General features: G+C 59.9%; 30 protein-coding genes. 12 read left to right on the top strand and 18 right to left on the bottom strand.

What is annotated here, in order from left to right; translation table 11 throughout:
* Positions 1-77: 77 nt before the first annotated feature.
* From ACSQ3E_RS09915 to napE, 6 genes are read right to left on the bottom strand one after another with little or no spacing between them, the layout of a single operon-like run.
* Entirely contained in the window at positions 78-785 is a 708-nt protein-coding gene (locus tag ACSQ3E_RS09915; RefSeq protein WP_067964973.1) for a NapC/NirT family cytochrome c, read from the bottom strand.
* Between the two features lie 3 nt (positions 786-788).
* Positions 789-1,280: a nitrate reductase cytochrome c-type subunit gene (locus ACSQ3E_RS09910; RefSeq protein WP_436122579.1), complete on the bottom strand. Its 492-nt coding sequence runs from the start codon at positions 1,278-1,280 to the stop codon at positions 789-791.
* The gene (napA, locus tag ACSQ3E_RS09905) at positions 1,250-3,754 is read right to left on the bottom strand and encodes a periplasmic nitrate reductase subunit alpha (protein ID WP_436122578.1); all 2,505 of its coding nucleotides are present in this window, start codon (positions 3,752-3,754) and stop codon (positions 1,250-1,252) included. The genes ACSQ3E_RS09910 and napA overlap by 31 nt, the downstream gene beginning before the upstream one ends.
* On the bottom strand, positions 3,751-4,014 hold the full coding sequence (locus ACSQ3E_RS09900) for a chaperone NapD (protein ID WP_436122577.1): 264 nt from the start codon (positions 4,012-4,014) through the stop codon (positions 3,751-3,753). The genes napA and ACSQ3E_RS09900 overlap by 4 nt, the downstream gene beginning before the upstream one ends.
* Positions 4,007-4,504, bottom strand: a complete 498-nt coding sequence (locus tag ACSQ3E_RS09895) for a ferredoxin-type protein NapF (protein ID WP_436122576.1) — start codon at positions 4,502-4,504, stop codon at positions 4,007-4,009. Before ACSQ3E_RS09895 ends, ACSQ3E_RS09900 begins: the two co-directional genes overlap by 8 nt.
* A gap of 9 nt (positions 4,505-4,513) precedes the next feature.
* On the bottom strand, positions 4,514-4,666 hold the full coding sequence (gene napE / locus ACSQ3E_RS09890) for a periplasmic nitrate reductase, NapE protein (protein ID WP_154386989.1): 153 nt from the start codon (positions 4,664-4,666) through the stop codon (positions 4,514-4,516).
* Positions 4,667-5,075: 409 nt separating this feature from the next.
* On the opposite strand from napE, the gene ACSQ3E_RS09885 reads away from it, so the two are divergent.
* On the top strand, positions 5,076-5,540 hold the full coding sequence (locus tag ACSQ3E_RS09885; protein ID WP_067964985.1) for an RrF2 family transcriptional regulator: 465 nt from the start codon (positions 5,076-5,078) through the stop codon (positions 5,538-5,540).
* A 45-nt stretch (positions 5,541-5,585) separates the two neighbouring features.
* Positions 5,586-5,810, top strand: a complete 225-nt coding sequence (locus tag ACSQ3E_RS09880; protein WP_182575674.1) for a hypothetical protein — start codon at positions 5,586-5,588, stop codon at positions 5,808-5,810.
* An 11-nt stretch (positions 5,811-5,821) separates the two neighbouring features.
* Here the strand turns inward: ACSQ3E_RS09880 and ACSQ3E_RS09875 are convergent, their stop codons facing one another.
* Positions 5,822-6,958 (bottom strand): NnrS family protein, encoded by a 1,137-nt coding sequence (locus tag ACSQ3E_RS09875; protein WP_436122575.1) that lies wholly within the window; start codon positions 6,956-6,958, stop codon positions 5,822-5,824.
* A 3-nt stretch (positions 6,959-6,961) separates the two neighbouring features.
* Entirely contained in the window at positions 6,962-7,207 is a 246-nt protein-coding gene (locus tag ACSQ3E_RS09870; RefSeq protein WP_067964988.1) for a DUF2249 domain-containing protein, read from the bottom strand.
* A 405-nt stretch (positions 7,208-7,612) separates the two neighbouring features.
* On the opposite strand from ACSQ3E_RS09870, the gene ACSQ3E_RS09865 reads away from it, so the two are divergent.
* Positions 7,613-8,023 carry a hypothetical protein gene (locus ACSQ3E_RS09865; RefSeq protein ID WP_436122574.1) on the top strand — a complete coding sequence of 137 codons (411 nt, stop codon included), beginning with the start codon at positions 7,613-7,615 and terminating at the stop codon, positions 8,021-8,023.
* Between the two features lie 46 nt (positions 8,024-8,069).
* On the opposite strand, the gene ACSQ3E_RS09860 is transcribed toward ACSQ3E_RS09865, so the two are convergent.
* Positions 8,070-8,351 (bottom strand): DUF2249 domain-containing protein, encoded by a 282-nt coding sequence (locus tag ACSQ3E_RS09860; protein ID WP_067964992.1) that lies wholly within the window; start codon positions 8,349-8,351, stop codon positions 8,070-8,072.
* Positions 8,352-8,569: 218 nt separating this feature from the next.
* Between ACSQ3E_RS09860 and hemN the strand changes: the two genes are divergently transcribed.
* Positions 8,570-9,922 carry an oxygen-independent coproporphyrinogen III oxidase gene (gene hemN, locus ACSQ3E_RS09855; protein WP_436122573.1) on the top strand — a complete coding sequence of 451 codons (1,353 nt, stop codon included), beginning with the start codon at positions 8,570-8,572 and terminating at the stop codon, positions 9,920-9,922.
* 38 nt (positions 9,923-9,960) lie between these two features.
* Complete coding sequence (locus ACSQ3E_RS09850; RefSeq protein ID WP_067964996.1) at positions 9,961-10,491, top strand: ClbS/DfsB family four-helix bundle protein; 531 nt, start codon at positions 9,961-9,963, stop codon at positions 10,489-10,491.
* A gap of 145 nt (positions 10,492-10,636) precedes the next feature.
* Here ACSQ3E_RS09850 and ACSQ3E_RS09845 read toward each other — a convergent pair whose 3' ends face one another.
* The 6 genes from ACSQ3E_RS09845 to ACSQ3E_RS09820 all read right to left on the bottom strand — a co-directional run bounded on the left by ACSQ3E_RS09845 (position 10,637) and on the right by ACSQ3E_RS09820 (position 16,247).
* On the bottom strand, positions 10,637-12,535 hold the full coding sequence (locus ACSQ3E_RS09845) for a nitric oxide reductase activation protein NorD (protein ID WP_436122572.1): 1,899 nt from the start codon (positions 12,533-12,535) through the stop codon (positions 10,637-10,639).
* 10 nt (positions 12,536-12,545) lie between these two features.
* Positions 12,546-13,355, bottom strand: coding sequence for a CbbQ/NirQ/NorQ/GpvN family protein (locus ACSQ3E_RS09840; RefSeq protein ID WP_436122571.1), 810 nt, complete (start codon positions 13,353-13,355; stop codon positions 12,546-12,548).
* 74 nt (positions 13,356-13,429) lie between these two features.
* Positions 13,430-14,776, bottom strand: coding sequence for a cbb3-type cytochrome c oxidase subunit I (locus ACSQ3E_RS09835; RefSeq protein WP_436122570.1), 1,347 nt, complete (start codon positions 14,774-14,776; stop codon positions 13,430-13,432).
* 18 nt (positions 14,777-14,794) lie between these two features.
* Positions 14,795-15,247, bottom strand: coding sequence for a c-type cytochrome (locus ACSQ3E_RS09830; RefSeq protein WP_067965004.1), 453 nt, complete (start codon positions 15,245-15,247; stop codon positions 14,795-14,797).
* A 161-nt stretch (positions 15,248-15,408) separates the two neighbouring features.
* The gene (locus ACSQ3E_RS09825) at positions 15,409-15,693 is read right to left on the bottom strand and encodes a cytochrome C oxidase subunit IV family protein (protein ID WP_067965006.1); all 285 of its coding nucleotides are present in this window, start codon (positions 15,691-15,693) and stop codon (positions 15,409-15,411) included.
* Positions 15,690-16,247: a cytochrome c oxidase subunit 3 gene (locus ACSQ3E_RS09820; RefSeq protein ID WP_436122569.1), complete on the bottom strand. Its 558-nt coding sequence runs from the start codon at positions 16,245-16,247 to the stop codon at positions 15,690-15,692. The genes ACSQ3E_RS09825 and ACSQ3E_RS09820 overlap by 4 nt, the downstream gene beginning before the upstream one ends.
* 317 nt (positions 16,248-16,564) lie before the next feature.
* On the opposite strand from ACSQ3E_RS09820, the gene ACSQ3E_RS09815 reads away from it, so the two are divergent.
* Together ACSQ3E_RS09815 and ACSQ3E_RS09810 are read left to right on the top strand one after the other, a co-directional pair.
* Positions 16,565-17,023: a hemerythrin domain-containing protein gene (locus ACSQ3E_RS09815; protein ID WP_184767450.1), complete on the top strand. Its 459-nt coding sequence runs from the start codon at positions 16,565-16,567 to the stop codon at positions 17,021-17,023.
* Between the two features lie 209 nt (positions 17,024-17,232).
* Complete coding sequence (locus ACSQ3E_RS09810) at positions 17,233-18,036, top strand: GGDEF domain-containing protein (protein ID WP_154386980.1); 804 nt, start codon at positions 17,233-17,235, stop codon at positions 18,034-18,036.
* Between the two features lie 331 nt (positions 18,037-18,367).
* On the opposite strand, the gene ACSQ3E_RS09805 is transcribed toward ACSQ3E_RS09810, so the two are convergent.
* The 3 genes from ACSQ3E_RS09805 to speB form a co-directional block, all read right to left on the bottom strand.
* Entirely contained in the window at positions 18,368-18,559 is a 192-nt protein-coding gene (locus tag ACSQ3E_RS09805) for a hypothetical protein (RefSeq protein ID WP_436122568.1), read from the bottom strand.
* A 172-nt stretch (positions 18,560-18,731) separates the two neighbouring features.
* Complete coding sequence (tauA, locus tag ACSQ3E_RS09800; RefSeq protein ID WP_436122567.1) at positions 18,732-19,742, bottom strand: taurine ABC transporter substrate-binding protein; 1,011 nt, start codon at positions 19,740-19,742, stop codon at positions 18,732-18,734.
* Between the two features lie 46 nt (positions 19,743-19,788).
* A complete protein-coding gene (gene speB, locus ACSQ3E_RS09795; protein ID WP_312874168.1) occupies positions 19,789-20,694 on the bottom strand; it encodes an agmatinase in 906 nt (301 codons plus the stop codon).
* Between the two features lie 237 nt (positions 20,695-20,931).
* On the opposite strand from speB, the gene ACSQ3E_RS09790 reads away from it, so the two are divergent.
* From ACSQ3E_RS09790 to argF, 5 genes are all read left to right on the top strand, one after another.
* On the top strand, positions 20,932-21,858 hold the full coding sequence (locus ACSQ3E_RS09790) for a LysR family transcriptional regulator (RefSeq protein ID WP_436122566.1): 927 nt from the start codon (positions 20,932-20,934) through the stop codon (positions 21,856-21,858).
* Positions 21,859-22,182: 324 nt separating this feature from the next.
* Positions 22,183-22,533, top strand: coding sequence for a diacylglycerol kinase (locus tag ACSQ3E_RS09785; RefSeq protein WP_436122565.1), 351 nt, complete (start codon positions 22,183-22,185; stop codon positions 22,531-22,533).
* 324 nt (positions 22,534-22,857) lie between these two features.
* The gene (gene arcD / locus ACSQ3E_RS09780) at positions 22,858-24,324 is read left to right on the top strand and encodes an arginine-ornithine antiporter (RefSeq protein ID WP_436122564.1); all 1,467 of its coding nucleotides are present in this window, start codon (positions 22,858-22,860) and stop codon (positions 24,322-24,324) included.
* A 24-nt stretch (positions 24,325-24,348) separates the two neighbouring features.
* Positions 24,349-25,566 (top strand): arginine deiminase, encoded by a 1,218-nt coding sequence (locus tag ACSQ3E_RS09775; RefSeq protein WP_436122563.1) that lies wholly within the window; start codon positions 24,349-24,351, stop codon positions 25,564-25,566.
* Positions 25,567-25,582: 16 nt separating this feature from the next.
* The gene (gene argF / locus ACSQ3E_RS09770; RefSeq protein WP_436122562.1) at positions 25,583-26,584 is read left to right on the top strand and encodes an ornithine carbamoyltransferase; all 1,002 of its coding nucleotides are present in this window, start codon (positions 25,583-25,585) and stop codon (positions 26,582-26,584) included.
* The last annotated feature ends 1 nt before the right edge of the window (position 26,585 follow it).

The raw sequence follows: 26,585 nt of genomic DNA, 5'->3' as shown, positions 1-26,585 counted from the left end.
TCTGGCGCAATCATCGCCGCCGCAACCATAGGGTGCGACAATTTCGACCGAAATCACGTTACGCCAGGGTCTGGTCGTCACTTCGCGAAGCTATGCGAAGCCGGGTGATAGCTCGTCATAAGGCGTTCAAGTTCATCGATCGCCGTGGATTGCGGCAGCTGTTGTCCCTCCAGCTCGGGCGGCACCTTCCAGCCCGGGTCGACGCCTTCCATGTTCGGAAGCTCGTGAGCGATGCCTTTGTGGCAGTCGATGCACGTCGCCTCGCCTGAAAGGAGGTAACGGGTGTGGATTTCGGCCGCGCGCGTGGTTTGTTTCGACAGGTCCATTGCCACGGAAGAATGGCAGTTGCGGCATTCAAGACTGTCGTTGGACTTCAGCCGCGCCCACTCATGCTGGGCGAGCTCGAGACGCATGTCCAGGAACTTGCGCCTGGTGTCGATGGTCCCGAATATCTTGCCCCACACCTCCTTGGAGGCCTGCATTTTGCGTGCGATCTTGTCAGTCCATTTGTGAGGCACATGGCAGTCCGGACAGGAGGCGCGCACGCCGGAACGGTTGGAGAAGTGCACCGTGCGCGTCAGCTCTTCGTACACGTTGTTCTTCATCTCGTGGCATGACGTGCAGAACTGCTCTGTGTTGGTTACCTCAAGCGCCGTGTTGAAGGCACCCCAAAAAATGACGCCGCCAACGAAGCCTCCGAGGGTAAGAAAGCCCAGTCCGAGCGTTGCCGCCGGCGTGGTGAGGATGCCCCACGCCCAGAGAACGAGTTTCTTGATCCATTGCATCGTTTACTCGCTCCCGGCGGGTTCGACGCCCATCTCGCTCATGTCCTTGAACAGGTTTTCCACCAATGGCTTTACGTCCGCCTGCGGCACGTGGCACGCCGTGCAGAAGTAACGCCGCGGCGACACGTCGGCGATCATCTGGCCTTCGCGCGTCAGGTAGTGGGTGACGCTGATCATTGGCGCGCCCGAACCTTGGGTGAATTCGCGCTTGTGGCACGACAGGCAGCGGTTGGTGTTGACCGAGAGCTGATAGCCTTCGATCGAATGCGGGATGACCGGAGGTTGGTCAGGATAAGCCCGCATCTTGCGGATGTCGTCAACGATCCACTTGGGTAGGGGATCGGCGGGCAGCGACTCCATTGGCGGAGTCGCTCCCGTCAGTTCCGAGGCCATCTGAGCGATCGCCGCAGTCCCTGTGAGGAGAACGACGGCAGCGAGCGCCGCCGCCAGCTTATGCCGCTTGATCAAGCGGCCGATACGATCTTGACCGCGCATTTCTTGAAATCCGTCTGTTTGGAGATGGGATCGGTAGCGTCGAGCGTAACCTTATTGATCAGCTGGCTAGCGTCGAACCACGGCACGAAGATCACCCCGCTGGGCATGCGGTTGCGACCTCGCGTTTCCAGCCGCGACCGGATTTCGCCCCGGCGCGAGATGATGCGAATCTCGGCGCCCTGGTTGAGGCCGCGCTTTCGCGCATCGTCGGCGTTCATGAAACACCGCGCCCCGGGGAACGCTCTGAATAGCTCTGGCACGCGCATGGTCATCGAGCCCGAATGCCAGTGCTCGAGAACGCGGCCAGTCACAAGCCACAGGTCGAATTCGTCGTCAGGCGATTCCGCTGGCGGCTCGTACGGCACGGCCAGGATGACCGCCTTGCCGTCCGGACGGCCGTAGAACCGTACCCCCTCGCCCGGCTTGACATAAGGGTCGTAGCCCTCGCGGTACCGCCACTTCGTTTCTTTGCCGTCCACCACGGGCCAACGCAGGCCTCGCTCTTCGTGGTAGCGATCGTAGGGCGCCAGGTCGTGACCGTGGCCTCTGCCGAACGCGGCGTACTCCTCAAACAGGCCCTTCTGCAGGTAGAAGCCGAAGTCCTTGGCCTCGGCGTTTTCGTATTCAGGGTTGATTTCGGCTGCCGGGAACTTGTCGACATTGCCGTTGCGGAACAGGACGTCGAAGAGCGTCTTGCCGCGATATTCCGGGTTAGCGTCGAGGATCTCCGCAGTCCAGACCTCGTCCGTCGTGAAACGCTTCGAGAACTCCACCAGCTGCCAGAGGTCGGAGCGGGCCTCCCCCTTTGCCTGCACCAATTGGTGCCAGACGTGGGTTCGGCGCTCGGCATTGCCGTACGCGCCTTCCTTCTCCACCCACATGGCAGCAGGCAGGATCAGGTCCGCGCTCAAGGCGGTCACGGTCGGGTAGACATCCGACACGACGATGAAGTTGTCGGGATTGCGGTAGCCGGGATAGGTCTCCTGGCTGTTGTTTGGCCCCGCCTGGACGTTGTTGTTAACCTGCACCCAGTAAAAATTGAGCTTGCCGTCCTTGAGCATCCGGTCCTGCTGCACGGCGTGGTATCCGGGTTTGTCGGGCAGCAGACCGTGCGGCAGCTTCCATATTTCCTCGGCATGCGCCCGATGCCCGGGATTGGTAACCACCATGTCGGCGGGCAGGCGATGCGCGAAGGTCCCGACCTCGCGGGCGGTTCCGCACGCCGATGGCTGGCCAGTCAGCGAAAACGGGCTGTTGCCCGGCTCCGAGATTTTGCCCGTCAACAGGTGGATGTTGTAGACCATCTGGTTGGCCCACACGCCGCGGACGTGCTGATTGAACCCCATCGTCCAGAGCGACATGACTTTCCGGGCCGGATCCGCGTAAAGCTCGGCAAGTTCCTCCAAAAACTCGCGTTCAACGCCAGTCAGTTCGACAGTCTTTTCCAGCGTGTATTCCGCCACGAAAGCCTTGAACTCGTCGAAGCCGATCGGCTCCATCTTGCCCGCATCGGCCGCGCCCGTCGCCGCGATTTCCAGCGGGTGTTCAGGCCTGAGACCGTACCCGATGTCCGTGGCGCCCTTCATGAAGGTCGTGTGTTCGCGCACGAACGCCTCGTTGACCCGCCCCGTCACGATGATGTGGTTCGCGATGTAATTGAGGATCGCCAGATCGGTCCCTGGCTTGAAGATCACCGGAATGTCGGCCAGATCCATGCTGCGGTGGGTGAAGGTCGACAGAACTGCAACCTTCACATGCGGATGCCCAAGCCTGCGGTCCGCCAGGCGCGTCCACAGGATCGGATGCATCTCGGCCATGTTCGAACCCCACAGCACGAAGGCGTCGGCGGCCTCGAAGTCATCGTAGCAGCCCATCGGCTCGTCCATGCCGAACGTCCGCATAAATCCGTAGGCTGCTGACGCCATGCAATGCCGCGCATTGGGGTCGAGGTTGTTGGAGCGGAACCCTGCTCGCATCAGCTTGGTCGCTGCATATCCTTCGAAGATCGTCCACTGGCCGGAGCCGAACATCCCTACGGCGGTAGGCCCCTTCTCCTTCAGCACCTGCTTGCACTTCTCGGCCATCACGTCGAAGGCTTCATCCCAGGAGACTGGCTCGAATTCCCCCTCCTTGTCGAAGACCCCGTTCCGCTTGCGAAGCAGCGGCGTGGTCAGCCTGTCGGCCCCGTACATGATCTTGGAAAGGAAATATCCTTTCACGCAGTTCAGGCCACGGTTGACCTCCGCCTGCATGTCGCCATGCGTGGCAACGACCTGGCCTTCCTTGACTCCGACCATGACCCCGCACCCGGTGCCGCAGAATCGGCATGGCGCTTTCGACCATTTGATCTCGAGGGCACTCACTCCACCGGGGACCGGCTGCGCGGCAGCCGGCAAGGAGATTCCGGCTGCGGCAGCCGCGATGCCAGCCGCATGGGCCTTCAGAACCTCGCGCCGTGTCAGTTCGGTCGTCATTGTCCCGTGACCTCCGCTTCTTCAATGTGTTCAAAAACCATGTTCGCCGCGACCACCCCGTCGAGCAACGCCATCCGCGTCAGGCAGTCGCCCATTGCTCCGGTACTGTCGCCTTCAATCACGACGACAATTTTACCTTGGTGCCTGGCCCTGACCTCGACCCCTTCCATTGCCGCAAGCAGGACAGCAACGCTGTCCGCCTTATGGGGAAGCGTAGTCACGACCGCGCTGGAGATATGGCGCATGCGCAGTTCAGGCATGGACTTGCCCCTTGCTTCGTTCCGAGATCGTGATTGCCCCGGCGGGGCAGACGCCGATACATCCTCCGCAGCCGCTGCAAGCGGTTTCATTCAGGACAGGCAGGAACGGGCCGCCGACGCGGGGCTGAAACCGGATGGCTTCTTCCGGGCATGCGTCCCTGCAAGATTGGCACGCGATGCCATTGCTCGCAAAACACGACGACCCGATCGAGACGACATGAGCAAACCGCCGGGGAACTTCGCTGCCGAACACGGGTTCAGGGCAGGCTGCAGCGCACCTTCCGCAGAAGGTGCATTCACCGCTGGCGAAATCCAGAAACGGAACGTTTCCTGCGAGCGAAATGATGGTCGTCGGACAGGCATCGACGCATGCTCCGCACCCCGTGCATAGGGCAAGCTCCACCACCCCTGGCGGACGAGCCATAATTTCAGGAGGAGACGACTTCCGTCCGGCGAGAAACGAACGTCTGGTGATGTCGGCGGCGCTCATTTGTGCACCTCAGCCGCCATGCGGCCCGGGTGGGCCAAAGATAATCTGAAACATCCAGACGAGAAATCCGTAGCCGCCAACCACGCCGACGGCCACAACGGGCCAGATTCCAAAGGCCAAAACAAGAAAGGCGAAAAGCTCATTGCGTCGCTTGCGCCGCATATCGGGCACGAGCGCTTCATCGGGTGTGTTTTGAGCCATGAAACCTCTCCCTAGACGTCGAGCGTGTCCGACATCCTTGGTACCTCTCCGAAGATCTTTAGATCGTCTTTATGTCTGGAACGTAACTGCCGATCACGACTGCGTGCTCCCACACGGCCCTTTCTTGTCATCGCACCAGACTAGCCATAAAAGTGGTATTCGCAATACCATTATGAGGGCTTTAGAAGGCGCTGCATTAGGGTGGACTCAACCGTCCTCGACCAAGCCCAGCCGTCGCGGAACAACCGTAGCTGCGGAGGCGCGTCTGCGGGCGCGGTGAAGTGTGACCATACTGCTGCCGGAAGGCAGGCATACGCGACTTCCTGCCCACGTTCCCAGATGGGACAGCGGACGAAAGAGCAACCACACCATGCGCATGACACTTCATACTGACTACGCGCTACGGATGCTGATTTACCTGGCCGTGCATTCCGACCGGACCAGCACGGTAAACGACATTGCTGAAAGCTACGGCATTTCGCGCAACCACTTGCTTAAAGTCACCCTAAACCTCCGGAGATTGGGGCTGGTGTCGACCGCGCGCGGCCGATCCGGCGGCGTTCGCCTGGCGCTCGCGCCCACCGAAATCAATGTCGGCACTGTGGTTCGCGCCATGGGAGACGGCTTCCCTGTGGTCGCGTGCATGGCGGACGGCGAAGGCTGCGTGCTGACACCCGAGTGCAAGTTGCGAAACGTCGTTCGCGCAGCGGTTGGAGCCTATCTTTCTGTCTTCGACAGCTACTCTCTCGCCGATCTAGTTCACAACGGGGACGTGCTCAGGACAATTCTCGATCTTTCCGCAGTCAGCAACGCTCAAGGCACCGTCGCCGCGTGATCATTGCTGCGCATTTTGGGGGCAGGCAAGACATAGGGGGCAATCATGAACTATCGCGAAGCCCAGGAACGCCTTCGCGCCATGGGGATACTCATGAGCAAGCGGGACGGACGAATCCGCCTCAACTATTCCGGAGGTAGCGAAGAGACAGCCTACTATACCCAGGATCTTGAGGATGCGATCGATGCAGGGGGTCGAATGGGACGTTCGCGGCAACCAATGCCAAACTGGTTCACGGTCAAGCCCCCCAAGAGTTCCACAGGAACTTGACGAAGCAGCGTCTAGCGGCCCGGTGGGCATCCGCGGACGAGTAATGGCTGATGGAACGCTGCGATAAATAGCAGAAACGCAACGAGCCAAAGCCCGCCTGACAACACCAGGAGGACTGAACCTTGGCTGGCGATGAGTTCGCCCCCGACGCGAGCGACCGCCGCGCCCGTCATCGCCGCGTAGGCTACCGTGGCGCGAATTGACCGGGCGAAAGCGAGTCCGCTGTGCTTCCGGATCATGCTCCCCATGATGGCCAGCGACATCGTTCCGAACGCCCCTACGGTCCAGGCATGCACCGCGGCCGCCGTGCTGACATGCAACGGCACCAATATGTGCAGGGCCAGCAAGGCGAAGCCCAGCCCGATCCAGCAGTATCCCACATGGAGCGCCGCGACCGCTGCGGGCAAACGAACCTGCCAGCCTCGCCATTGCGTCGCCCGCGCTAGCTGGAGCGAGGCACATGCCGCGCAGGCGACGGCGGTGACTTGCGCGTCGGGCATTTCGATCCAAAAAGACAGCGCCAATACCGCAGCTGCCGCCGATCCCTTCTCCATCACAGCCAAGGGAGCAGGCACTGACGGAGCACCGGAATTGCAGAGATACGCGGCGGTCAACGCAGGAATGACCCGACCGCCCACGACCATCAGCAGACCTGTCATCGTCGCGAGCGACAGACGCAGCGTGAGATCAACTGGATATGATGCCGCGGTCATGGCTGCGCTGGCAGAGAAGCCGAACAGCAGCAGGACTATCTTGTAGTTCCGACGATCCCTCGAGGAGATAACATACCCCGCCGTCGTCAGGGTGAGCGCAGACAGGAAAACTGCCGCGATAGCTGGCCCGGTGCCGTGCGGCCCAAGGACGTAAGATCCGCGCGCGGCGAACCACAGCGCCAGAAGGAATTTCGTCACCGCGTTCCGCGGCCCTGCCTTCCCAGTCCAACGCGGAAGGGCAGTCAAGAGGAAGCCCGCGAGCATGGCAGGAAACGTGCCGTACAGCAGAGCTTGGCGATGCCAGTCGCCGGCCGACGGGCCCGCAAGCCAAGGCTGTGCCCATGACAACGCGGGGGTCCAAATCGCGGCTCCGAAAAGCGCATCCAGCGAAGCGACGGCGAAAAAGGGACGAAATGGCTGGCTGCCGAAAAACAAGGGTCAGCTGCGCTGCGTATCGGTGGCGCGTTTACCGATCTGAATATGCCAATGGGGTGGCCCGGACTGTAAGCACACCCAACTATGCTCGTCGTCGAAGAAAGCCTTGAACTGACTTTCGAGCCGGGAAGTGTCGAAATCGCAGATGACCACACACGATTGGCCGGGATACAGCCCGTCGAAGGCCGACAAGACTGCTGCCTTTTTCAGAGCAGCTGGCAACTTCCGGACATCGTACGTCAAGCCCATGGTGATTTCCCATTTGTCGTCGCCACCGCATCAGGATTCGATGTGCGTTTCCTTGCGCTGCATCAAAGAGCTTGGAGGCTGTTCCCGTAGGATGGGAAAAAAGGAGATCCATCTTGTCCAGCCTGCCCATTCAGACATCTCGCGAGCAATTTAGATGTTGAACGCCTCCTCACAGGCGGTCTTGAAACTCCCTAGGACCACGCGGCGCTCCAGCAGGATCCGATTCCTCGTCGCCCGCTGGTGGCTTCGAGAAGTCTGGCGCTGGACCAGATAGGCGATGCTTCCCCTTGTGCCTTCGCCGACCGGAATCATGAGTGTTTGTTTCATCACAAGGAAAGGATGTCTGGGACGCGCTAGGAACGGCAATTCGAGTTGCCATGGTGACCCAAGGAGGAGAAGGCTTCCATGACTGTTCCGATTGTTAAAGCGTATGCGATCTGGAGTTCGGCCGTTGAGCGCTACCAGGATTGGCGGGAGCGTCGAAGGGACTTGCGCGAAGTGGAAGGTCTAGATCAACGCGAGCGCAGCAGATTGCTTCTCGAGGTCGGCCTGACAACCACAGATTTCTCAACCGCAATGCGGTATGCCTTTGCTTCACGTATTCTACTGCCGGAGGCGTTCAGGTCAGTGGGTGTGGATTACGACAAGTTCGAGGCCCGCCACCCGGAATGGAACCAGGACATGCGCAGGACGTGCATGCTCTGCCCGGAGCGGCGGCGCTGCAGTGCCCGCCTGAAGGACTCGTCGTTCGCGGCGACCTATGCTGAGTTTTGTCCCAATGGCCGTAGTCTGGAAGAACTGGTCTCGGTGCAGTAGGCAGTGGAGCGGTGCGGGGCCAATTGCGCGCCCGCACCGCAATCTGTCAGTCGTCGCCGCAGCAGCACCCGCAGCCCGACTGAACGCGTCGTCCGATTTGGACGCGCCAGGTTTCTGGGCCCTGCTCCAGATATTCCCAATCGAAAAGTCCGGGATATCTCACCTCCAGCTGATAGTGCAGCGGACGCGGGTCATGATCGTTCATGAGCACGAAACAGCTGCCTTCGGCCAAGGATTCGATCTGTCCAAAAATCCGGGGATGCCGCTCGGGACGGGGGATGGCCCGAACGTCGATGACGGGGATGGAATCGTTGTCTGCAACTGCCATGTAGCTTTGTCCTGCGGCCTTCCAACTAAACCCATGCCGAGAGGGGCCCAGTTCCATTCTCGACAGGCGCGGGCAACTTAATGCGGCATGCGCGGCCGCAGATTGTCCAAGCGCAAACAACCGGAAGAAACAGCAGTCCAGGCGACGCTTATTGCGTTGGAACAACGATGGCAGATCGACGAGGCGGGTAAGACAGTCGGCGAAACGATAGGTGCCCGATGTCCCAGTCTATCCTGCAAAAGTACGGCGAGGCTCGCCTCCCCCGCTACACCAGCTATCCAACCGCGCCCCGCTTCTCGCCAATGATCGGCGTTGACTCCTATGGTGACTGGCTCGAACAGCTTCCCAGCAAGGACCCCGTCTCGCTCTACCTGCACATCCCGTTCTGCCGATCGATGTGCTGGTATTGCGGCTGTCACACGACAATCACCCGGCAGGACCGCCCCATCCTCGACTACCTCGCCGTGCTGCGTGACGAGATTCGAATGGTTGCCGAACGCATCCCGCACCGCCTGCCAGTCGGCGAGGTGCATTTCGGCGGTGGCACGCCCACCATCATCTCGCCCGCGGAATTCCTGGCACTCATCGGGCTCTTGAGGGAGCGCTACGCCTTCTCCGACACGACCGGGATCGCTGTCGAAATCGATCCGCGTCGGCTGACGCCCGAAATGGCACAGACGCTGGGGCACGCAGGCGTCACCCGCGCCAGTCTCGGCGTACAAAGCTTCGATCCGATGGTGCAGAAGGCAATCAACCGAATCCAGACCCGGAAGGAAACGGCGGAATCCACTGACAACCTCCGGCGCGCCGGCGTTGAGGGGATCAATTTCGACCTGATCTACGGGCTTCCCCATCAAACGGTGCAGTCCTGCATCGATACGGCCAATGCAGCAATTGAAATGCTGCCGGACCGCTTCGCCGTTTTCGGCTATGCGCATATCCCCTCCTTCAAGAAGCATCAGCGCATGATCGACGAAAATGCCCTGCCCGACGGGGCAGCGCGCAACGAACAGGCGGAAGCGATTGCCGCGACGCTGGTCGCCGCCGGCTATCGGCAAATCGGCCTCGACCATTTCGCCCTGCCCGGAGACGACCTGGTACAGGCGCAGGAGTCGGGCAATCTGAGGCGCAATTTCCAAGGCTATACCACGGACAATTGCGAGACGCTCATCGGCTTCGGCGCTTCTGCCATCGGCCGCATGAAGCACGGCTATGTTCAAAACGAAGTGGCGCCAGGACTATATGCCCAGCATATAGCCGACGGAAAGCTGGCTACGGCCAAGGGCTATCGGCTTACCCACGAGGACAAAGTGAGAGCCGAGATCATAGAGCGGTTGATGTGCGACTTCGAGGTCGACATCGCGGCGGTCAGCCGAACCCACGGTTTCGATGCGTCAGCGTTGCTTACCACCAACGAAAGGCTGGTGCATCTGGCCGACGATGCTGTGGTTCACTATACGGGCAGCATGCTCCGCGTCAGTCAAGAACATCGTTTTGTCATCCGTGCAGTCGCTGCGGCCTTCGACGCATATATCGACCAGTCGACGCGGACGCACAGCCAGGCAGCCTGAAGCTGCTACCGATTAGAACGGATAGAGCCGAGAGAGAGATGCCAGTACCGCAGAACAAGGGTGAGCTTCTCAAGGCTATTGAGCACAATTTTGGCAATCTTATTGGCGATTTAAACGCAGTTCCGGAGGACCTGGTTGATCAGCGATCGCTCGACGGTCACGTGACCGGGTCGCTGATGAGCGTGTCCAACCTGTTAGCGTATCTAGTCGGCTGGAACGAGCTTGTGCTCAAATGGCTCGCCAAAGACGCAGCCGGACAACCGATCGATTTTCCCGATTCGGGCTACAAGTGGAACGAACTTGGGAAGCTCGCGCAAAAATTCTATCGCGACTATGACGACATTCCATATCAGCAGCTCCTTGACCGTCTGGATTCTGCCAAGCGCCAGATCGTTGCCCTTATCGAAACGCGCAGCGACGAACAGCTTTATGGAGGCGTTTGGTATGAGAAATGGTCCATGGGGCGCATGATCCAGTTCAACACTTCGTCTCCCTATGACAATGCCCGCAGGCGGCTCCGGAAATGGAACAAGGCGCAGGCGATTCTGCGCAATTCCCAGGCTTCCTGACCAAGCGACTGTGCCGGGACAGCTGGCTCCGCGGGGCATGCCATCGCGATCCAGTTGGCTGACGACCGCTGTCATCCAACTGGAGGACCCAACAAAAAGGCCCGGCGTGGGAGCGCCGGGCCTTTCAGTATCGCGGCCTTGTCCCCTAGCCTGCAAGGCTGCGATAAATGGCGGGAAGCGCTGCCGGCAGCCGCCCGATGTTAGAGACCAGCGCATAACCGTTCTGGCCGAACATCGCCGGAACGTAGGATTTCGCCTCGCGGTCGACCGTCACGCCGAACACGCCGAGCCCCATGCGTCGCGCCTCCATCACCGCGCGGCGGCTGTCCTCAAGTGCGAACCGCCCCTCATAGTGATCGATGTCGTTGGGCTTGCCGTCGGTCAGCACCAGAAGCAGCTTCTTCCGGTTGGGCTGCTTGTCGAGCTCGGCGCTCGCGTGCCTGATGGCCGCGCCGATGCGGGTGTAATAGCCCGGCTTCAAGGCCGCAATGCGAGCCTCTACCGTCGCCCCCATCGGCTCATCAAAAGCCTTCACCGACTCGATCCGGACCCAGTCTCGGCGGCGCGACGTAAAGGTGAGGATCGAGTGATTGTCGCCACAGGCGGTGAGCCCGTTGGCCAGGATCAGCAAGGCTTCCTTCTCGACGTCGAGCACGCGTCGGTTGTCGAACCAGGCGTCAGTCGACAGCGAAACGTCGACGAGGATGGTGACGGCAAGGTCGTGCACCTGCGGCCGGCTCATCAGATGGATGCGGTCGCTGCCCTGCCCGCCGGCGGCCAGGTCGGTGCGGGCGCGTACCACCGCATCGAGGTCGAGGTCGGCACCGTCGAGTTGAGCGCGCAGCACTTCGCGGCGTGGCCGCAACACTTCAAACTGGCGACGCACGCGTCGAATGAGGCGTCTCGTTTCGATGTCCGGCTCGGCTGTGCTACCTAGCGCCGAAGCAGGTGCTGCCAGCACCCGGCAATGGTCGGGTAGGTAGGTGCCCGAGCGGAAATCCCATTCCGGATAGGTCCGTTCCGCCGTCAGCGGCGTCCGGTCCAGCGCTTCCGGCGGCAAATCGAGGTCGAAGCGAAAGCGCGATGCCGGACGGCCCTTCCGCTCGCCAAACGTCATGTCGTCAAGGTCTTCGGCCGCCTTGGCGTCGTCGTCGCTGTCGTCGGACGGACGGTCAATATTGACCATCTCGGCCATCGCAAGGATCTTCTCGAAGCGATTGAGGATGAATGGGCTGCGCTCGTCGGTCCGTGCATCCGCGTTTTCGCGGACGGCGACCTTTCGTTCGGTTTCGGCGCCATCAGCCTCGCGGCCGCCAGCGACGGGTTCGTCTTCGCCACGGCGCGGCGCGGTCTCGGCGCGCAGCAAGGCGTCGGGCCATAACGGTATGGGCAGCATCGGCAAGTAACCCGCCGGGGCACGGTGGGGAAAGATCACGGGCAGCGTATCGTCGAGCAGTCCTGCCTGATGTCTCAGCAGGCCCGTCACGCGCCCTTCGACCTGCGCTTCAACCGTGGGAAGCGGACCGCGCTGGCGGGCAGCAAGCGTTGCCGCCGCAAGTCGGCTATAGCGCCGTCCAAGTCCCGGAAGAGCTGCCACCACTCTGGCCGTCGTCTCTTCCGCACGCCGAAGCACTGCAAGGTCGCGCAGCAAGGGGTCCGTTTCCACGATGGAGTCCAGCGGCATCACCGCCATATAGGCAGCCAGCCAGATATAGAGGTCGCGGTTGAGTGCCCTGTCCGGAAACAGGTCGATCGATGCAGGCAGCATAAGGGACGAGCGGTCGCGCGCTGGCTGGGCGAGCTTTTCCTCGCCGAGCCCCATGCGCTGCCACCAACCGAGGCGGTGGCCAGAAGTCTTGCCGCGAACTGTAGCGACCTGGACCGCCCCTTCGCCGCCGAAACCACGGAAGCAGATCGCCAGCACAGGCTGCACTGCAGCCAGCTTCACCGCATGTTCCGGGTGGCGCGGCCAGGTCTGGACGTGGCCGATCAGGCGGTGCCAGGCGCGGCCGACCGTTTCCTCCAGCTCAAGGAAATCCAGCATGACATGCGCCTCAGCGGATCAGGGAATCGGCCAGTTCGGTCAGGGCTGTCTTGACGTCAGGCTCGTCGGTCAGCGGCTCGATCATCGCGGCAAGCACTGCCTCGCGCACTGGCACGCCGGCGTCGATCAGGCTGGCGCAATAGACAAGCAGACGGGTCGACGCGCCCTCCTCGAGGTCATGTCCTTTCAGCGCGCGAATGCGCCGGGCCAATTCGACAAGCGGCGCCACCTGGGCGTCAGCGAGGCCGCTTTCGGCCGACACCACGGCGATTTCTTCAGACTTGGGCAGGAAATCGAACTCGATGGCGACAAAACGCTGACGAGTGCTCGGCTTCAGGCTTTTCAGGAGGTTCTGGTATCCGGGATTGTAGGACACGACGAGCATGAAACTCGCCGGAGCCACCAATTGCTCACCCGTGCGTTCCAGCGGCAGGATGCGGCGATCGTCGGTCAGGGGATGCAGCACCACGGCGACATCCTTGCGTGCCTCGACGATCTCATCGAGATAGCAGATGCCGCCCTCGCGCACTGCGCGGGTGAGCGGCCCGTCTACCCAGACGGTATCGCCGCCCATCAACAGGTAGCGCCCGGTGAGGTCGGCCGCGGCCAGGTCGTCGTGGCAGGATACGGTCGAGAGTGGCAGCCCAAGCTTCGCCGCCATGTGGCTGACGAAACGAGTCTTCCCGCAGCCAGTTGGCCCCTTGAGCAGTAGCGGCAAGCGCCGTGCCCAGGCGCGTTCGAACAAGCTGCATTCATTGGCCGAGGGGCTGTAGTAGGCGGGCGCGTCGGCGGCGGGACGGATAGGTAATGCGATTGTCATGGGAGGAACTCCGGAGGAGGCAGGCAGGCATGGGGTGCATGGCCCCGGAATGCTCCGGGGCCATGCACGGAAAGTCATTCGGCTGGCTGCAGGATGCGGGCCGGCTTCTCGCTGCGCTGGCGGCCGGGCACGAGCACGGCCCACATGAACATCAGCGCGGAGACGACCACGACAACGCCGGAACCGAGGCGCACCCAGTAGAACAGCGCGAGCTGGTCCTGCACGTCCATGAAGCTCTCGCCCAGCACACGCTGGAGATGCACTTGGACGACACCCGCGAAGGTCAGCGCAAAGGTCATCACCGACATGGCCGTGACCATCATCCAGAAGCTGACGATCGAGAGCCACTGGTTGTAAGGTGCGCGTCCCTTAATCTCGGGGATGGCGTAAGCCATCATGGCGAGATTAAGCATCACGTAAGCGCCGAAGAAGGCGAGGTGTCCATGCGCGGCAGTCACCTGCGTGCCGTGGGTGTAGTAGTTCACCGACGAAAGCGTGTGCAGGAAGCCCCAGACGCCGGCGCCGAAGAATGCCATCACCGAACAGCCGATGGACCAAAGCAATGCCGCCTTGTTGGGATGGTTCCGGCCCGCCTTCCAGGTCATATGGACGGTGAACGCGACCATGGAGAAGAAGGGCGCGACTTCAAGCGTCGAAAACAGCGAACCGATCCACTGCCAGTAGCCTGGCGCGCCAATCCAGTAGTAGTGGTGGCCGGTGCCAAGAATGCCGGAGAACAGCGCCAGGCCGACGATGATGTAGAGCCATTTCTCCACGACCTCACGGTCCACGCCGTTGAGTTTGATCATCAGGAACGCCAGCACCGACGCCATGATCAGTTCCCACACCCCCTCGACCCAGAGATGGATGACATACCACCAGTACATCTTGTCGAGTGCGAGGTTGGAGGGGTTGTAGAACGAGAACAGGAAGAAGATCGCCAGCGCCCAAAGGCCGAACAGCAGGATGTTGGTGATCGTCGTCTTGCGGCCCTTCAGCGCCGTCATGGTGATGTTGAACAGGAACAACAGGACCACGACGACTATGCCGACCTTGATGACGAAGGGCTGCTCGAGAAACTCGCGGCCCTCGTGAATGCGGAACAGGTAGCCGACCACGGCGACGCCGGCCGCGATGAAGAACATCCAGAATTGGATGATCGCCAGCTTCGGGCTGAAGAGCTCGGTCTCGGTTTCCTCTGGCAGCAGATAGTAGGTCGCGCCCATGAAGCCCATCAAAAGCCAGACCACCAGCGCGTTGGTGTGAATCATCCTGATGATGTTGAACGGCAGAAGCTCGGACAGCGTATTGGGCAGCACATAGATGGTCCCGGCGAGAACGCCGAAGGCGACCTGAGCCAAAAACAGGACCAGCGCGCCGTAGAAATAGGTCATCGCGACCTTTTGCGTTTGGTATTTCATATCTCTCTCCTTGGCGCCTCAGCCTGCCTCGTTCGGCGGCCACTTCTGGGTCTTGATGCGGCTGGTCCATTCGAGAAAATCGGCAAGATCGTTCAGCTCCTCGTCGCTGAGGTGGAACTGCGGCATCTGGCGGCGGCCCTCGATCCCCGAAGGCTGCGCCGCCATCCAGGCCTTGAGCGTGTCGCGCGCGCCGTCGGGGTCGCTTTCGCCGCCATAGCGCTTCCACACATTGCCCAGCTCGGGCGCGAAATAGGCGCCCTCGCCCAGGATCGTGTGGCAGTTGATGCAGGAGTTCTTTTCCCAGACGTGCTTGCCGCGCGCCACGGAGTCCGTCAGCGTCTTCTCGTCCGTCGAGGTCGTGCGGATGTAATAATGGCTGTGGGCCGTTAACCCGACGAAGATTGCGAAGAAGAAGATCGAGCCGCCGTAAAAGACGTTTCGAGCCCCCGTTTTTGTGAGGCGTTCTGCCATCACGCGTTCCTTTCCCAGTCAGAATTCCGCGGGCGCGGTATGGTTCGAACGGTTTCATCCCGGCGGGCCAGCCACCGCTCTCCGGATGCCGTCCGGTCCGAACCCTTCTATGAGTTTGGGGAAGACGTTCTTTGCGTTTTGGCAAACAAAAGCGGACTGCTTCAGCCTGCCGCGACGGAGACGACGAGCGTTCTCGCCAGTGCACCAAGCGCAAGGACCAGGCACCAGCAGAGCAACGCACGCAGCATTGTTGGGTTGCTGCCGCGCAGGCCCATGAAATCCCTCGCTACAAGACGCACCTTCAAGAAGGCGAGCCCCAAAACGAACACAAGACCGATGACGGGCCAGGACAGCTGTGCTGCAAATGCACTCGCGCCACTCAGGGCAAGCAACGCAAGCCATGCGAACGTCAGTCGCCTCGGGTTGCTGGGGTCCACGCTGCTCATGCCAGATACACGATCGGAAACATGACGATCCATATCAGGTCGAAAGTGTGCCAGAGCGTTGCGATGAGATGCGTGTTCGCCGGCGCAACCCGCACACTCACCACCAGCAACACGAAAGCCCCAAACACAACGTGCATCAGGTGGAAGCCTGTCAGCAGGAAATAGAGTTCGAAGAACACGCCATAGGCATCGTCTCCGGCAAAGCCGATCTCGCCGCTGTATTCGGCAAGCTTGATGGCCGCGAACAAGAAGCCCAAGAGGGCGGCGCGTATGAGTGCCCACCTCGCCCGGTCCCGGGATGCATTGGCCGACGTTGCCAGGGCAGCCTGCCAGCCGCTCGTAAGGAGCACGCCGGTGTTAATGGCGGCGAGCGACGTGTTGAGGTGTACCCGCGCGGCCGCGAACTGGTCAATTTGCATGGCGCCCGCGACAAGGAATGCGCCGAGCAGTAGGCCAAAGGCGGCCAACTCGCTCCAGACTAATATCCAAAGGAGAAAATCATCGCTGCCGTCCGCTTCCTCAGCGGCGTGCGTTACAAGTGTGGCTGCTTCCATCCAGCGACCTAATGCTGAACCGCGAGCAGCTTCTTTGTCATGGCGCAAATGTCTTTGTGATCGCGCAAAGACGCGGTCACGCGGCAGGATATGCTCGCAACCGCTTAAACTCCGGCACCTGAGCTGGCCGGACTCGCGACAATTCGTCGAAAGGGGCCGATATGTCGGACGCACAAATTGGTCTAGCCGTTGCAACTCCAATCATCGTTGGTTTCGCTGGCCTCATGTACCGGATGGGGGTACTTCAAAAGACTGGCACGATTGCTGCCGTCATGTGCACTCTGGTAGTTTTTGCCATACTGTTGATGGGCCAGTAGATGTCCAAGTCGAAGTCGGACTGCCCCAGATGGCTGGCTGAACTCAATCGCCGGCACTCCCGGCTGCTGATGCTCTGCGACATGCTGGAGAACATCGCCGACTCCCTTCCGCGCCATGTCACGCCCGCCCTGTGCAGGACAGTTGCGACATCTCTTAAGCCAGAACTCGACCGTGTATGCGAGATCGAAGAACTGTTCTGCTTTCCGTATCCCACAGGACTCGCGGAGGCACACGCATCGAGCGAAACCTTGTGCCGGATGTGTCGAGAGCATGAGGGCGACAGGGCCGCGGCCGAAGAAATAGTCAGGACGCTGACCAAGCTTGCGCACGGGCGAAAGGACGTGAACTGGGACGCCACAGGTTACATGCTACGGTCGTTCTTTGTCGGGGTCCGACGTCACGTCGCAAACGAACAATGTATGCTCGGTTTCAGTGGGACCCAGGCCTCGCGGCATTGAGCAACGTTGGCGGACCTTGTCCGCAGCGGCCTATCTGTACAGCCCGCGTGGACGGAATATTTCGCTGGAAGAACACCGCGCCATCGGCCTAGTCGCGACGGCATCCGCGCGTCACCTACCTGCAGCAGCGCTAATATTTCTTCCCACCGTATCCCAATTTTCAACCCTTTTGGGTCATCGTGTCGCCTTAGCTGGGAGGCAGAGGCGCAATGGTCGACGTGAAGGGAATATCCAAGCACGGATGGCGGCAGTTGGCTGCCTGGACCGGTTTCGGAACACTAGGTTGCGTTGCCGTGTCGGCCGCCATCAACTTCATGGTATTCATGAGAATGGGGGGCGAATCTCTTCACCTCAGCATGGTTTCGGCGACAATAATTCCGGTTATCCTGGCCGTCCCGCTATTTTCCTATCTTACGCTGAAGTTGCGAGAGCTCGCGGTCGCTAACCACAAGCTTGAAGACGCTGCCACAACTGATCGCCTGACCATGTGCCTGAACCGCACTGCTTTTGCCGCCATGGTCGAAGCGCGGATGGGCCGCGACGGCCGGGCAGCTTGTTCCCGCGGGTCCTTTCTCGTCATTGATGCGGATCATTTCAAGGCGGTCAATGACCGTTACGGACATGATCAGGGTGACGAGGCGCTCCAGTTGATTTCCGCCGCAATAAAATCGGCACTCCGCTCAGATGATCTTTTTGGGCGTCTCGGCGGCGAAGAATTTGGCGTGTTTCTACCGGGCACGTCGGAAACGGATGCTGCAGGAGTCGCTGAGAGGATTCGTGCCAAGATAAAAGCAACGTCTTTTCGCCCAGACGGAAACGAACACGTGTTGACTGTGAGCGTGGGCGGCGCAGCCTTTTCGCCTCTTCCCGGTTTCGCGGAAATGTTCAAAATCGCTGACCGGAGCCTGTACGAAGCTAAGCATGGCGGGCGTGATCGAGTGGCTTTTATGTCCTTCGACGAAATCCAGAACGGCAACACTTCGTATCTGAACAAACGCGTGCACCTTCACTGAGGTCGGAGCTGAATGTCAGGCGCTGTTACGGCTGGTTGCAACTAGCAGCCGTCGCGCCAGCGCTCGTTGCTTGACCTAGCGTCAGGGTGAGCTGATATTGGGCCAAGCTCATTCGCAAGCATCCCCTCGCAAGCGGCCCTCCGAGCCCAGCGCCCGCCCTTGACCCCACTCGCGGCGGGCGCGATCTATCCCCGGCAAAAGTGCGGAATTAGGTAGCAAAGACCACCAGCTTCAACCATTTAATGCATCTTTCATGCAAGAATGGTTGTCTCCGCAAAAGACTGTTTCAGTTCGGGAACATACGATTTCGATTTATGCAACATGACTGCGATCAGCGATGTGCGGGCCCGCCGACGTTGGCCATTACCTCGTGGTATCGTTTAACAGTGTCGGGCTCCACGCCATATGCCACACAGTTCACTTCGCTGATCGACTCGATGATGTCCGAGAACGACTGAACGATAATATCGAAGTCTTCTCCCTGGATATCCGCGAACGCTTCCGTCGCGAAGTCGTTCGGCATTAAGCTGAACAATCCTCACAAAGCTAGCGTGCGGAGTGCCGCTGCCGGCCCATTTGGCCTGATTTCGGCTGCTTGGGCCGCGCCGGGCGGCAGCAAGAGCCTTCATTGAGATATTCGAGCGCTAGAGCTCGAATGTCTGAGGTTCCTGCGGTGAAGTGCTTGGCGCGCGAGGCTACCGAGAAGCCGCTAGGTAGTCATCCGCAACGAAGCCGGAATAGTCGTCGAGAACCTTGTCGATCCTGCCTTGAGACTTTAGAAATTCGGCAGTCAGCCTCAGCGTCTTGGCTGCGCCGCCTTCGGCGCCACAGCCCAGCCAAGCACAGGAAGCCTGCTCCTTCAGCGACGGATATTTGTATTGTGATAGGTCTTCTGTAACGGTGCTGGCATCGGCGCCAAAGAGATCTGAAATAAGTTTGATGTTGGCAGAGTCGATCGCCCACGCGGCAGGGTTGTTTCTGTAATCGCGATTGGCTTGGTCGACTACGCTCGTAAACTGCTGCATGAATTCAGCGTTATCCCGGGCAAATTCAGTACTGACGGCCATCCCTTCGAATGTGCAGCGCCCCATCTCACAGATTTGGCCGGCCGTAACGAGGGGGGTGCCATTCCGTTTAAGACGCGCCATCGCCGCGCCCCAAATGAAGGCACCGTCAATGTCTTTGCGTTCCCATGCAGCTGCCGCCTTGTTCGGATCCAGGTTCAGCACGGTGACCTGCTCATCGACGCCCCATTTCTTCAGCGCGTACATGAGTTGGTAGTGGCTCGTGCTCGCAAAAGGCACTGCCAGCCGCTTGCCGACCAGATCCTGTGGCGAACTGATGCCGCTGTCGTTTCGGACATAAAGCGCTTCGGCGCTGGCTATATCCTCCAGCACCCAGAACAGTTTGATGTCCAGCCCTGCGGTAGACGCAACCGCCAACGGGCTCGAGCCAAGCACACTTAGGTCGATGGAACCCGACGCCATGGCGCTTATTATTTCGGCGCCCGTGTTGAACTGGTGCCAGTTGATCGTGTACCCGGTCTCTGTCTCGAAGGCCCCGTCCGCCAGACGGGCGATCCAGGGGCTGGTGGTCAATTGATATGCCACATCAACGATTTTCTGCTCGGCTGACGCTGGACCCGCAAACGACAACGCGGACAAGGCCATTGCACCGACTGCCGCTAGATTTCTGGCGAAATTCATCAGTTCCTCCTCAAATGTTTATCTTTTTCGGTGTGGTCGGGTCGGTTTAGCTGTTGGCTTTTGAGACAGTGCCAGCGGCCACGCAGAGGATCTCAAACATCAGCGTGGCCGCCGCGAGAGCTGTGTTGCCGCTGGTATCGAATGGCGGTGAAACCTCGACAACGTCGGCGCCGACGCAGGTAATGCCTTCAAGGCCACGGACGAGGCACTGGGCCTCGTAAGTCGTCATACCGCCGATTTCCGGCGTTCCAGTCCCGGGTGCGTAGGCTGGGTCAAGCACGTCAATGTCGAAACTGACATAGGTCGCTTGCGAGCCCACGCGAGCGCGGGTTTCGCGCAGTACCTGTTCGACTCCTAACCTCTTGTATTCGTCGAAGTCGATCACGCGGATGCCCTGATCGCGTCCCCAGCAATCGTCCCCGTCAGCATAAAGAGCGCCACGGATTCCGATTTGCACAGTGCGGTTCGGGTCGAGAATCCCCTCCTCGATTGCCCGGCGAAACGGGGTCCCGTGCGTGTATTTCTGGCCGTCGAAATACGAATCCCATGTATCCGTATGGGCGTCGATGTGGACCATTCCCAAGGGACCTACGTGCTTACTGATCGCGCGCATGACCGGAAGCGTGCTCAGATGATCACCTCCGACAAAAAGGGGAACTATGCCCGAAGAGCAGACGTCGTCGACGAAACGCTCAATTCGCTGCATCGAATCTGCGAGATCAGCAGGATTAACAGGTGTATCGCCCATATCGGCGCAACGGCAGAGAGCGAAAGGATTCACACCAGTCGCGCGATTGACGTTGCGAACCATAGTTGACGCGTCTCGCACCTGCCGCGGTCCCTGCCTCGCTCCTGGTCGATTGGTCGTCCCGCCGTCCCACGGGATTCCAAACAACCCAATCTGGATGTCGTCCCAATCGGATGAACCGGGAAGAATTAGCGGGAGCCGCATCAATGTCGCTGCCCCCGCATATCGGGGCATTTGTGTTCCGGTCACAGGCGTAAATCGGCGGTCCGCCATTGCAATACCTTTCTGGAATATTCGGTCGACCCGGCATTGATGTCAGGCTGACCCAAGCGGACAAATGCCTATCTCCTCAAGTTGACTTCTGGCCAAACCGAAGTGAGCATCCCGGGCCGCTTTAAGTTTCGATGCCGCCGGCCGGCCGAAAACAGCGTTTCGGGGGTAATGCACATGAGGGCCGTGTCCGACTTCGATCTTCGCCTTTTGACGGTCTTCAAGACGGTGGTGGAGTGTGGGGGGCTCTCCACCTCCCAGTCGGCTCTCGACATGAGCCTCTCCAACATCAGTACGCACATGGCGAACCTCGAGAAGAGGGTCGGATTCAAGATCTGCAATCGCGGAAGATCAGGTTTTAAGCTCACGCCTGGCGGAACAGAGCTCTACGCTTCAGTGGAGGAACTTTTCCAATCAATAGATCAATTCCAAAACAAGGCCTGGTGCACCAAAACCCATATCGGCAAGGAATTGTGTTTGGGTATCATCGACGGGTTAATTTCAGAACGTCAATTCTCAATACAGAAAGCGATTCAATCTCTGTCTTTGAAAGAACGTAACGTTTTAATTCGGATGGATATTATGCCTCCGAACAAATTGAAAAGCAGTCTTGCTGAGGGAGACATAGATCTAGCGATTGGCCCAACGTCTATCGTATCAAAGGCTGTCGCTTGCCAAGAGATTTTTCGCGAAAAGATTACGCTTTATTGTGCAAAGAATCATGAGTTATCTGAGCCGGAAACCCAACAAGAGAGGCTTGTTCGCTCGGGGGCAACCTTTGATTTTGTATCTAGGGGCTATCTGAGAGAGTCCCAGCAGCCAAGTTACATTGACAACTTGAGGACAGCTGCAATCGTGCATTCAATGGAGGCAGCAGCGATGTTAATTCTCAGTGGAAAGTACATTGGCTTCCTTCCTGACCATTTTGCGAGAAGATGGGAAGACACAAAGGAACTGACTCGCGTTCTCCCAAGCATGACAAGCCACACCGTGCCGTTTGGCGTCATGTATCGTCGCGACCACAAGCTCTCTCGGGGGGCAAAGGTACTTATTGAGCAATTGCGGCCAATGGTGTCCGGGGGCGGCGCATCGGATTGAAGGCGACAGGTCGAATAGGCCGTCGTCAAGAGGATGCCGCCCACGGAAATAGTGTTGGCTACCGGAGCCAGGACAGCAACAGTCAGAGCACGTTTTAAGGCGGCAAATCCGTCGTGGCCGCGACGCATAATCTCGACATGGCAGCGCGGATGAACTGTCGAATCAAACTTGTCGGTGGCAAGATCACTGAGGCGGTTCCAGGCTAACGGTGTATAATAGCGGTCACCGTGGCTGACAGATTCAAGTCGGCCCACGCCCACTTTGGCCGCTATCGCCGACACATCCGACCGGACACTATGTCAGGGTCCCAATAAGCACACGAACATGAAGAACAGACCTTTTCTCAATCGACTTGGTTTTGCCATACAGGGCTTGCGAGAGGGGTGGCAACGTGAATACAGCTTCCGGGCCCAGGTGATGATCGGCCTAATCATTGCCTTGAGTGTAGTGCTCCTCGGTGCTTCCAGTATTTGGCTGGCCATCGTGGGGCTAGCAATTGCACTTGTCTTGGGTGCGGAACTGTTCAATTCCGCCCTTGAAACACTCGTCGATCGCCTGCACCCGGAAATACACCCCGAAATTCGCGTAGTGAAGGATATGGCTGCTGCCGGCGTGCTGCTGATCTGCCTTGGTGCGTCGGTGGTAGGTCTGCTCTTTCTTGCATCGCAAATCTAAGTCGCCTCAGGTGCACGGAAGTTCCCAGGCAGCCGGCAATTCTCTTCGCCGCTGAGTAACCCCGACGGGCGCCTCGACATGAGCGTGGTTACAAAGGTTCCGGCCCGCGTCGCGGTGAACCCTTCGGCCGCTCCTATGGAATTTGGCATCGTCCAAATCTGAAGGGTGATCTCGCCGTGGACGGAGAGACAACCATTTCGAGTCGTGGATGGCAGCGCCAATTTTCAGGTCAGAGGCGCAGATTGTTGACGCGCGTCAAAGCAGAGGATGCCCCAACGGCCCAAGACTACCCAAGAAGATGGACTTAACCTTGGGAGACACACCATGGCCACTACCGAGATTTCGACGTCCGCCGCCAGAACTCCGATCGTGTCGAGCAAAAGGTTGCGCCTTGGTGCGCTCACGGCGCTCGTCATCGGCTCGATGGTCGGTTCCGGCGTGTTCAGCCTGCCGCAAAACATGGCTGCCGGCGCCGGCCCCTTGGCCGTTATCATCGGTTGGGGCATTACTGCGGTGGGCATGATGGCTCTGGTCTTCGTCTATCAGTCGCTCGCCACACGAAAGCCGGATCTGGATGCAGGTCCCTATGCTTACGCCAAGGCCGGCTTCGGCCCCTTCATCGGCTTCAACAGTGCCTGGGGCTACTGGATCAGCGCCTGGATCGGCAACGTATCGTATGCCGTCATCGTATTCAGCGCGTTGTCCTACTTCTTCCCGTCTTTTGGAGACGGCAACACTTGGCAAGCCGTTCTCGGTGCCTCGGTACTGCTATGGGCTATCCATCTGCTCGTCATGGCCGGCGTACGGCAGGCGGCGATAGTAAATCTGATCGTCACAGTCGCAAAGATCGCACCGATCGTTCTGTTCATCGGAGTTGTTGCTGTCGCATTCAAGGTCGATGTCTGGTCGCTCGACTTCACCGGGCTCGGCAACGCCAACCTCGGCTCGATCATGGACCAGGTAAAAAGCACCATGCTCGTCACGCTCTGGGTGTTTATCGGCATCGAGGGAGCCAGCGTCTTTTCGGCCCGCGCCGAACGCCGCAAGGACGTCGCCACTGCCACGGTGTTCGGTTTCCTTACCTGCCTGGCGCTTTACGCGCTGGTTTCGCTGCTGTCGCTCGGCATCATGAGTCAGCCGGAACTGGCCGCACTAAAGAACCCGTCCATGGCCGGTGTTCTGGAGGCCATCGTTGGCCCGTGGGGGGCGATCCTCATCAACCTGGCGCTTGTCGTCTCCGTCATCGGCGCCTTCCTGAGTTGGACGCTGCTGGCGGCCGAGATCCCGCACATGGCCGGCCGAGACGGCACCATGCCGAAGTACTTCGGCTATGAAAACGAACGCGGTGTGCCGTCCACCGCACTTCTCATAACCAATCTCCTTGTGCAGGCATTTCTGATCATCACGCTCTTCGCGCAAAGCACATACCAGGCGCTTTTCTACATCGCCTCTGCTGCCATTCTCGTGCCTTACATTTTCTCCGGCGCCTACGCAGCGAAGCTCGCGATGACCGGGGAAAGCTACGGTGCGGGGGAAAACCGCATCGTTGCACTGATCATCGGGGTGGTTGCGACGGCTTATGGGCTGTGGCTCGTCTACGCAGCGGGGCTTTCGTACCTGTTCATGTGCGCAGTTCTCTACGCGCCGGGCATAGCTTTCTACATCTGGGCGCGGCGCGAGAACCGCGAACGTGTGTTCCAGCCGGTGGAAGCCGTGCTCGCGGCCGCACTCGTCGCCATCGGCCTATACGCCGGATGGCAGATGTGGATCGGCGCGGTCAGCGCGCTCTGAAAACCGCAACGAAAGGGCCTCATCATGACCGCTCTTGGCGTTCATTCCGAAACTGGACGGCTGCGCGAGGTCATCGTGCACCGTCCGGATCTCAGTCTGCGCAGACTCACACCCGACAACTGTAAGGCGCTGCTGTTCGACGACATCTTGTGGGTCAAGCGCGCCCGGCAAGAGCACGACGTCTTCGTCGACGCCTTGCGCGAGCGCGGCGTCACAGTGCATCTGTTCGGCGAACTGCTTGCTGAAACCCTAGCGCTGTCGGAAGCCCGTAAATGGCTGCTCGACCGCCGGATTGACGCCTCGGTCGTGGGCTACGACATGGTCGAAGAGCTGCGTGGTTGGCTGGAGGAAATGCCCGCTGAGGAGCTTTCCGCAATCCTCGTCGGCGGCATCGCGCGTGCCGAGTTACCCTTCGAACCGGCGGGCCTTACGGGCAAGACGATGCTACCGCAGGACTTCGTGCTGCCGCCCCTGCCCAACCAGCTCTTCACCCGCGATTCATCCTGCTGGGTCTATCGCGCGGTATCGATAAACGCCATGTACTGGCCAGCGCGGAAGCCAGAAGCCACCAATGTGGAGGCCGTCTACCGCTTCCATCCCCGCTTCCGAAAAGACGACCTTGCCTTCGTGTCGCCAGATAATCCTGGACCAGGTGTCAGCCTCGAAGGCGGCGATGTTATGCCCATCGGTGGCGGCGTCGTCCTGGTGGGTATGGGCGAGCGAACGACCCCGCAGGCGGTCGGCGGATTGGCCCGCAGTCTGTTCGCCGCCGGCGAGGCGACGCGCGTCATTGCCGCCCTAATGCCGCGCGACCGCTCTTTCATGCATCTCGACACGGTCTTCACCTTCTGCGACCGCGACCTCGTCACGATGTATCCACCAGTCGTCGACCGGCTGCGAACCTTTTCGCTGCGACCCGGCGAAGGCGAAACCGTCGTGGACGTGATTGAGGAGGAAAAGCCCTTCACCGATATCGTGAGGGAGGCGCTTGGCCTGAAGGCGCTTCGCATCGTCGGCACCGGGGGCGACGCCTATCAGGCGGAGCGCGAGCAGTGGGATGATGGCAACAATGTCATCGCCGTCGAGCCAGGTGTGGTCATAGGTTACGATCGCAACGTCTACACCAACACGCTGCTGCGGCGTTCGGGGATCGAGGTCATCACCGTAGAAGGCGCCGAACTCAGCCGTGGCCGCGGCGGAGGGCACTGCATGACTTGCCCAATCGCCCGCGATCCGATCTGAAAAAGGACCACAGACCATGCCTGTCAATCTGTTGGGCCGCAACGTGCTCACGCTGGACGATCTCTCGCCCCCAGAAATCCGCTACCTGCTTAGGCTGGCTGCCGATCTCAAGGCGGCCAAGCAGGCCGGTACAGAAGTGCCGCGTCTGGTGCGCAAGAACATCGCGCTGATCTTCGAGAAGGATTCCACCCGCACCCGATCGGGGTTCGAGGTCGCTGCCTATGACCAGGGTGCGCATGTATCCTATATCGGTCCGTCAGGCAGCCATATCGGCCACAAAGAATCGATGAAGGACACCGCGCGCGTACTGGGCCGCATGTACGATGCGATCGAATATCGCGGCTTTGGCCAGCATCAAGCCGAGCAGCTCGCCAAGTATGCCGGCGTGCCGGTCTACAACGGCCTGACCAACGAGGATCATCCGACCCAAATCCTCGCAGACTTCATGACCATGCGCGAGTTCACCCACAAGCACCTGTCAGATGTGACTGTCACCTTCGTCGGCGAGGGCCGCGACAATGTTGCTAAATCACTGGCGATCGGAGCCGCCAAAGTCGGCATGGATATACGCATAGCTTCTCCCAAGCCACTCTGGCCGGACGAACAATTTTGCGCGCATGTCCGCGAATTGGCCGAGCGTAATGGTGGCCAGTTTCGGCTGGATGTAGACGTAGAAAAATGCGTCGAAGGCGCCGACTTCGTCTACACCGACGTTTGGCTATCCATGGGTGAGGATGAGAGCGGCTGGGCGGAGCGCATAGCGCTGCTTATCCCCTATCGCGTCACCCGCGCGCTGATGCAGGCGACCGGGAATTCTTACGCGAAATTCATGCATTGCCTGCCGGCCTTTCACGACGACAGCACAGAAGTCGGCGCGCGCATTGCCCGAGACTATGGCATCGACTGCATGGAGGTTACCAACGAGGTCTTCGAATCGGAGGCCTCCATCGTCTTCGATCAGGCCGAGAACCGAATGCACACGATCAAGGCAGTACTCGTCGCGACCCTCGGCAACTGAC

The sequence above is a fragment of the Aminobacter sp. LjRoot7 genome, from assembly GCF_964252895.1.
In the GTDB taxonomy this organism is placed as follows: Bacteria; Pseudomonadota; Alphaproteobacteria; order Rhizobiales; family Rhizobiaceae; genus Aminobacter; species Aminobacter aminovorans_B.
The sequence above is the reverse complement of the archived record's forward strand: the minus strand, read 5'-3'. Positions and strand labels throughout refer to the sequence as shown.

Excerpts from the sequence above, each read along its gene's own strand:
- ACSQ3E_RS09825 (WP_067965006.1), bottom strand. The coding sequence starts at position 15,693 with ATGAGCAGCGTGGACCCCAGCAACCCGAGGCGACTGACGTTCGCATGG.
- ACSQ3E_RS09790 (WP_436122566.1), top strand. The coding sequence starts at position 20,932 with ATGCACATGAGGGCCGTGTCCGACTTCGATCTTCGCCTTTTGACGGTC.
- ACSQ3E_RS09785 (WP_436122565.1), top strand. The coding sequence starts at position 22,183 with ATGAAGAACAGACCTTTTCTCAATCGACTTGGTTTTGCCATACAGGGC.
- ACSQ3E_RS09820 (WP_436122569.1), bottom strand. The coding sequence starts at position 16,247 with ATGGAAGCAGCCACACTTGTAACGCACGCCGCTGAGGAAGCGGACGGC.
- ACSQ3E_RS09900 (WP_436122577.1), bottom strand. The coding sequence starts at position 4,014 with ATGCCTGAACTGCGCATGCGCCATATCTCCAGCGCGGTCGTGACTACG.
- ACSQ3E_RS09870 (WP_067964988.1), bottom strand. The coding sequence starts at position 7,207 with ATGGGCTTGACGTACGATGTCCGGAAGTTGCCAGCTGCTCTGAAAAAG.
- napE (WP_154386989.1), bottom strand. The coding sequence starts at position 4,666 with ATGCGGCGCAAGCGACGCAATGAGCTTTTCGCCTTTCTTGTTTTGGCC.
- ACSQ3E_RS09830 (WP_067965004.1), bottom strand. The coding sequence starts at position 15,247 with ATGGCAGAACGCCTCACAAAAACGGGGGCTCGAAACGTCTTTTACGGC.
- ACSQ3E_RS09850 (WP_067964996.1), top strand. The coding sequence starts at position 9,961 with ATGCCAGTACCGCAGAACAAGGGTGAGCTTCTCAAGGCTATTGAGCAC.
- ACSQ3E_RS09865 (WP_436122574.1), top strand. The coding sequence starts at position 7,613 with ATGACTGTTCCGATTGTTAAAGCGTATGCGATCTGGAGTTCGGCCGTT.
- ACSQ3E_RS09885 (WP_067964985.1), top strand. The coding sequence starts at position 5,076 with ATGCGCATGACACTTCATACTGACTACGCGCTACGGATGCTGATTTAC.
- speB (WP_312874168.1), bottom strand. The coding sequence starts at position 20,694 with ATGCGGCTCCCGCTAATTCTTCCCGGTTCATCCGATTGGGACGACATC.
- ACSQ3E_RS09840 (WP_436122571.1), bottom strand. The coding sequence starts at position 13,355 with ATGACAATCGCATTACCTATCCGTCCCGCCGCCGACGCGCCCGCCTAC.
- ACSQ3E_RS09845 (WP_436122572.1), bottom strand. The coding sequence starts at position 12,535 with ATGCTGGATTTCCTTGAGCTGGAGGAAACGGTCGGCCGCGCCTGGCAC.
- ACSQ3E_RS09895 (WP_436122576.1), bottom strand. The coding sequence starts at position 4,504 with ATGAGCGCCGCCGACATCACCAGACGTTCGTTTCTCGCCGGACGGAAG.
- ACSQ3E_RS09860 (WP_067964992.1), bottom strand. The coding sequence starts at position 8,351 with ATGGCAGTTGCAGACAACGATTCCATCCCCGTCATCGACGTTCGGGCC.
- ACSQ3E_RS09815 (WP_184767450.1), top strand. The coding sequence starts at position 16,565 with ATGTCCAAGTCGAAGTCGGACTGCCCCAGATGGCTGGCTGAACTCAAT.
- ACSQ3E_RS09915 (WP_067964973.1), bottom strand. The coding sequence starts at position 785 with ATGCAATGGATCAAGAAACTCGTTCTCTGGGCGTGGGGCATCCTCACC.
- argF (WP_436122562.1), top strand. The coding sequence starts at position 25,583 with ATGCCTGTCAATCTGTTGGGCCGCAACGTGCTCACGCTGGACGATCTC.
- ACSQ3E_RS09810 (WP_154386980.1), top strand. The coding sequence starts at position 17,233 with ATGGTCGACGTGAAGGGAATATCCAAGCACGGATGGCGGCAGTTGGCT.
- hemN (WP_436122573.1), top strand. The coding sequence starts at position 8,570 with ATGTCCCAGTCTATCCTGCAAAAGTACGGCGAGGCTCGCCTCCCCCGC.
- ACSQ3E_RS09910 (WP_436122579.1), bottom strand. The coding sequence starts at position 1,280 with ATGCGCGGTCAAGATCGTATCGGCCGCTTGATCAAGCGGCATAAGCTG.
- ACSQ3E_RS09775 (WP_436122563.1), top strand. The coding sequence starts at position 24,349 with ATGACCGCTCTTGGCGTTCATTCCGAAACTGGACGGCTGCGCGAGGTC.
- ACSQ3E_RS09805 (WP_436122568.1), bottom strand. The coding sequence starts at position 18,559 with ATGCCGAACGACTTCGCGACGGAAGCGTTCGCGGATATCCAGGGAGAA.
- arcD (WP_436122564.1), top strand. The coding sequence starts at position 22,858 with ATGGCCACTACCGAGATTTCGACGTCCGCCGCCAGAACTCCGATCGTG.
- ACSQ3E_RS09835 (WP_436122570.1), bottom strand. The coding sequence starts at position 14,776 with ATGAAATACCAAACGCAAAAGGTCGCGATGACCTATTTCTACGGCGCG.
- tauA (WP_436122567.1), bottom strand. The coding sequence starts at position 19,742 with ATGAATTTCGCCAGAAATCTAGCGGCAGTCGGTGCAATGGCCTTGTCC.
- ACSQ3E_RS09880 (WP_182575674.1), top strand. The coding sequence starts at position 5,586 with ATGAACTATCGCGAAGCCCAGGAACGCCTTCGCGCCATGGGGATACTC.
- napA (WP_436122578.1), bottom strand. The coding sequence starts at position 3,754 with ATGACGACCGAACTGACACGGCGCGAGGTTCTGAAGGCCCATGCGGCT.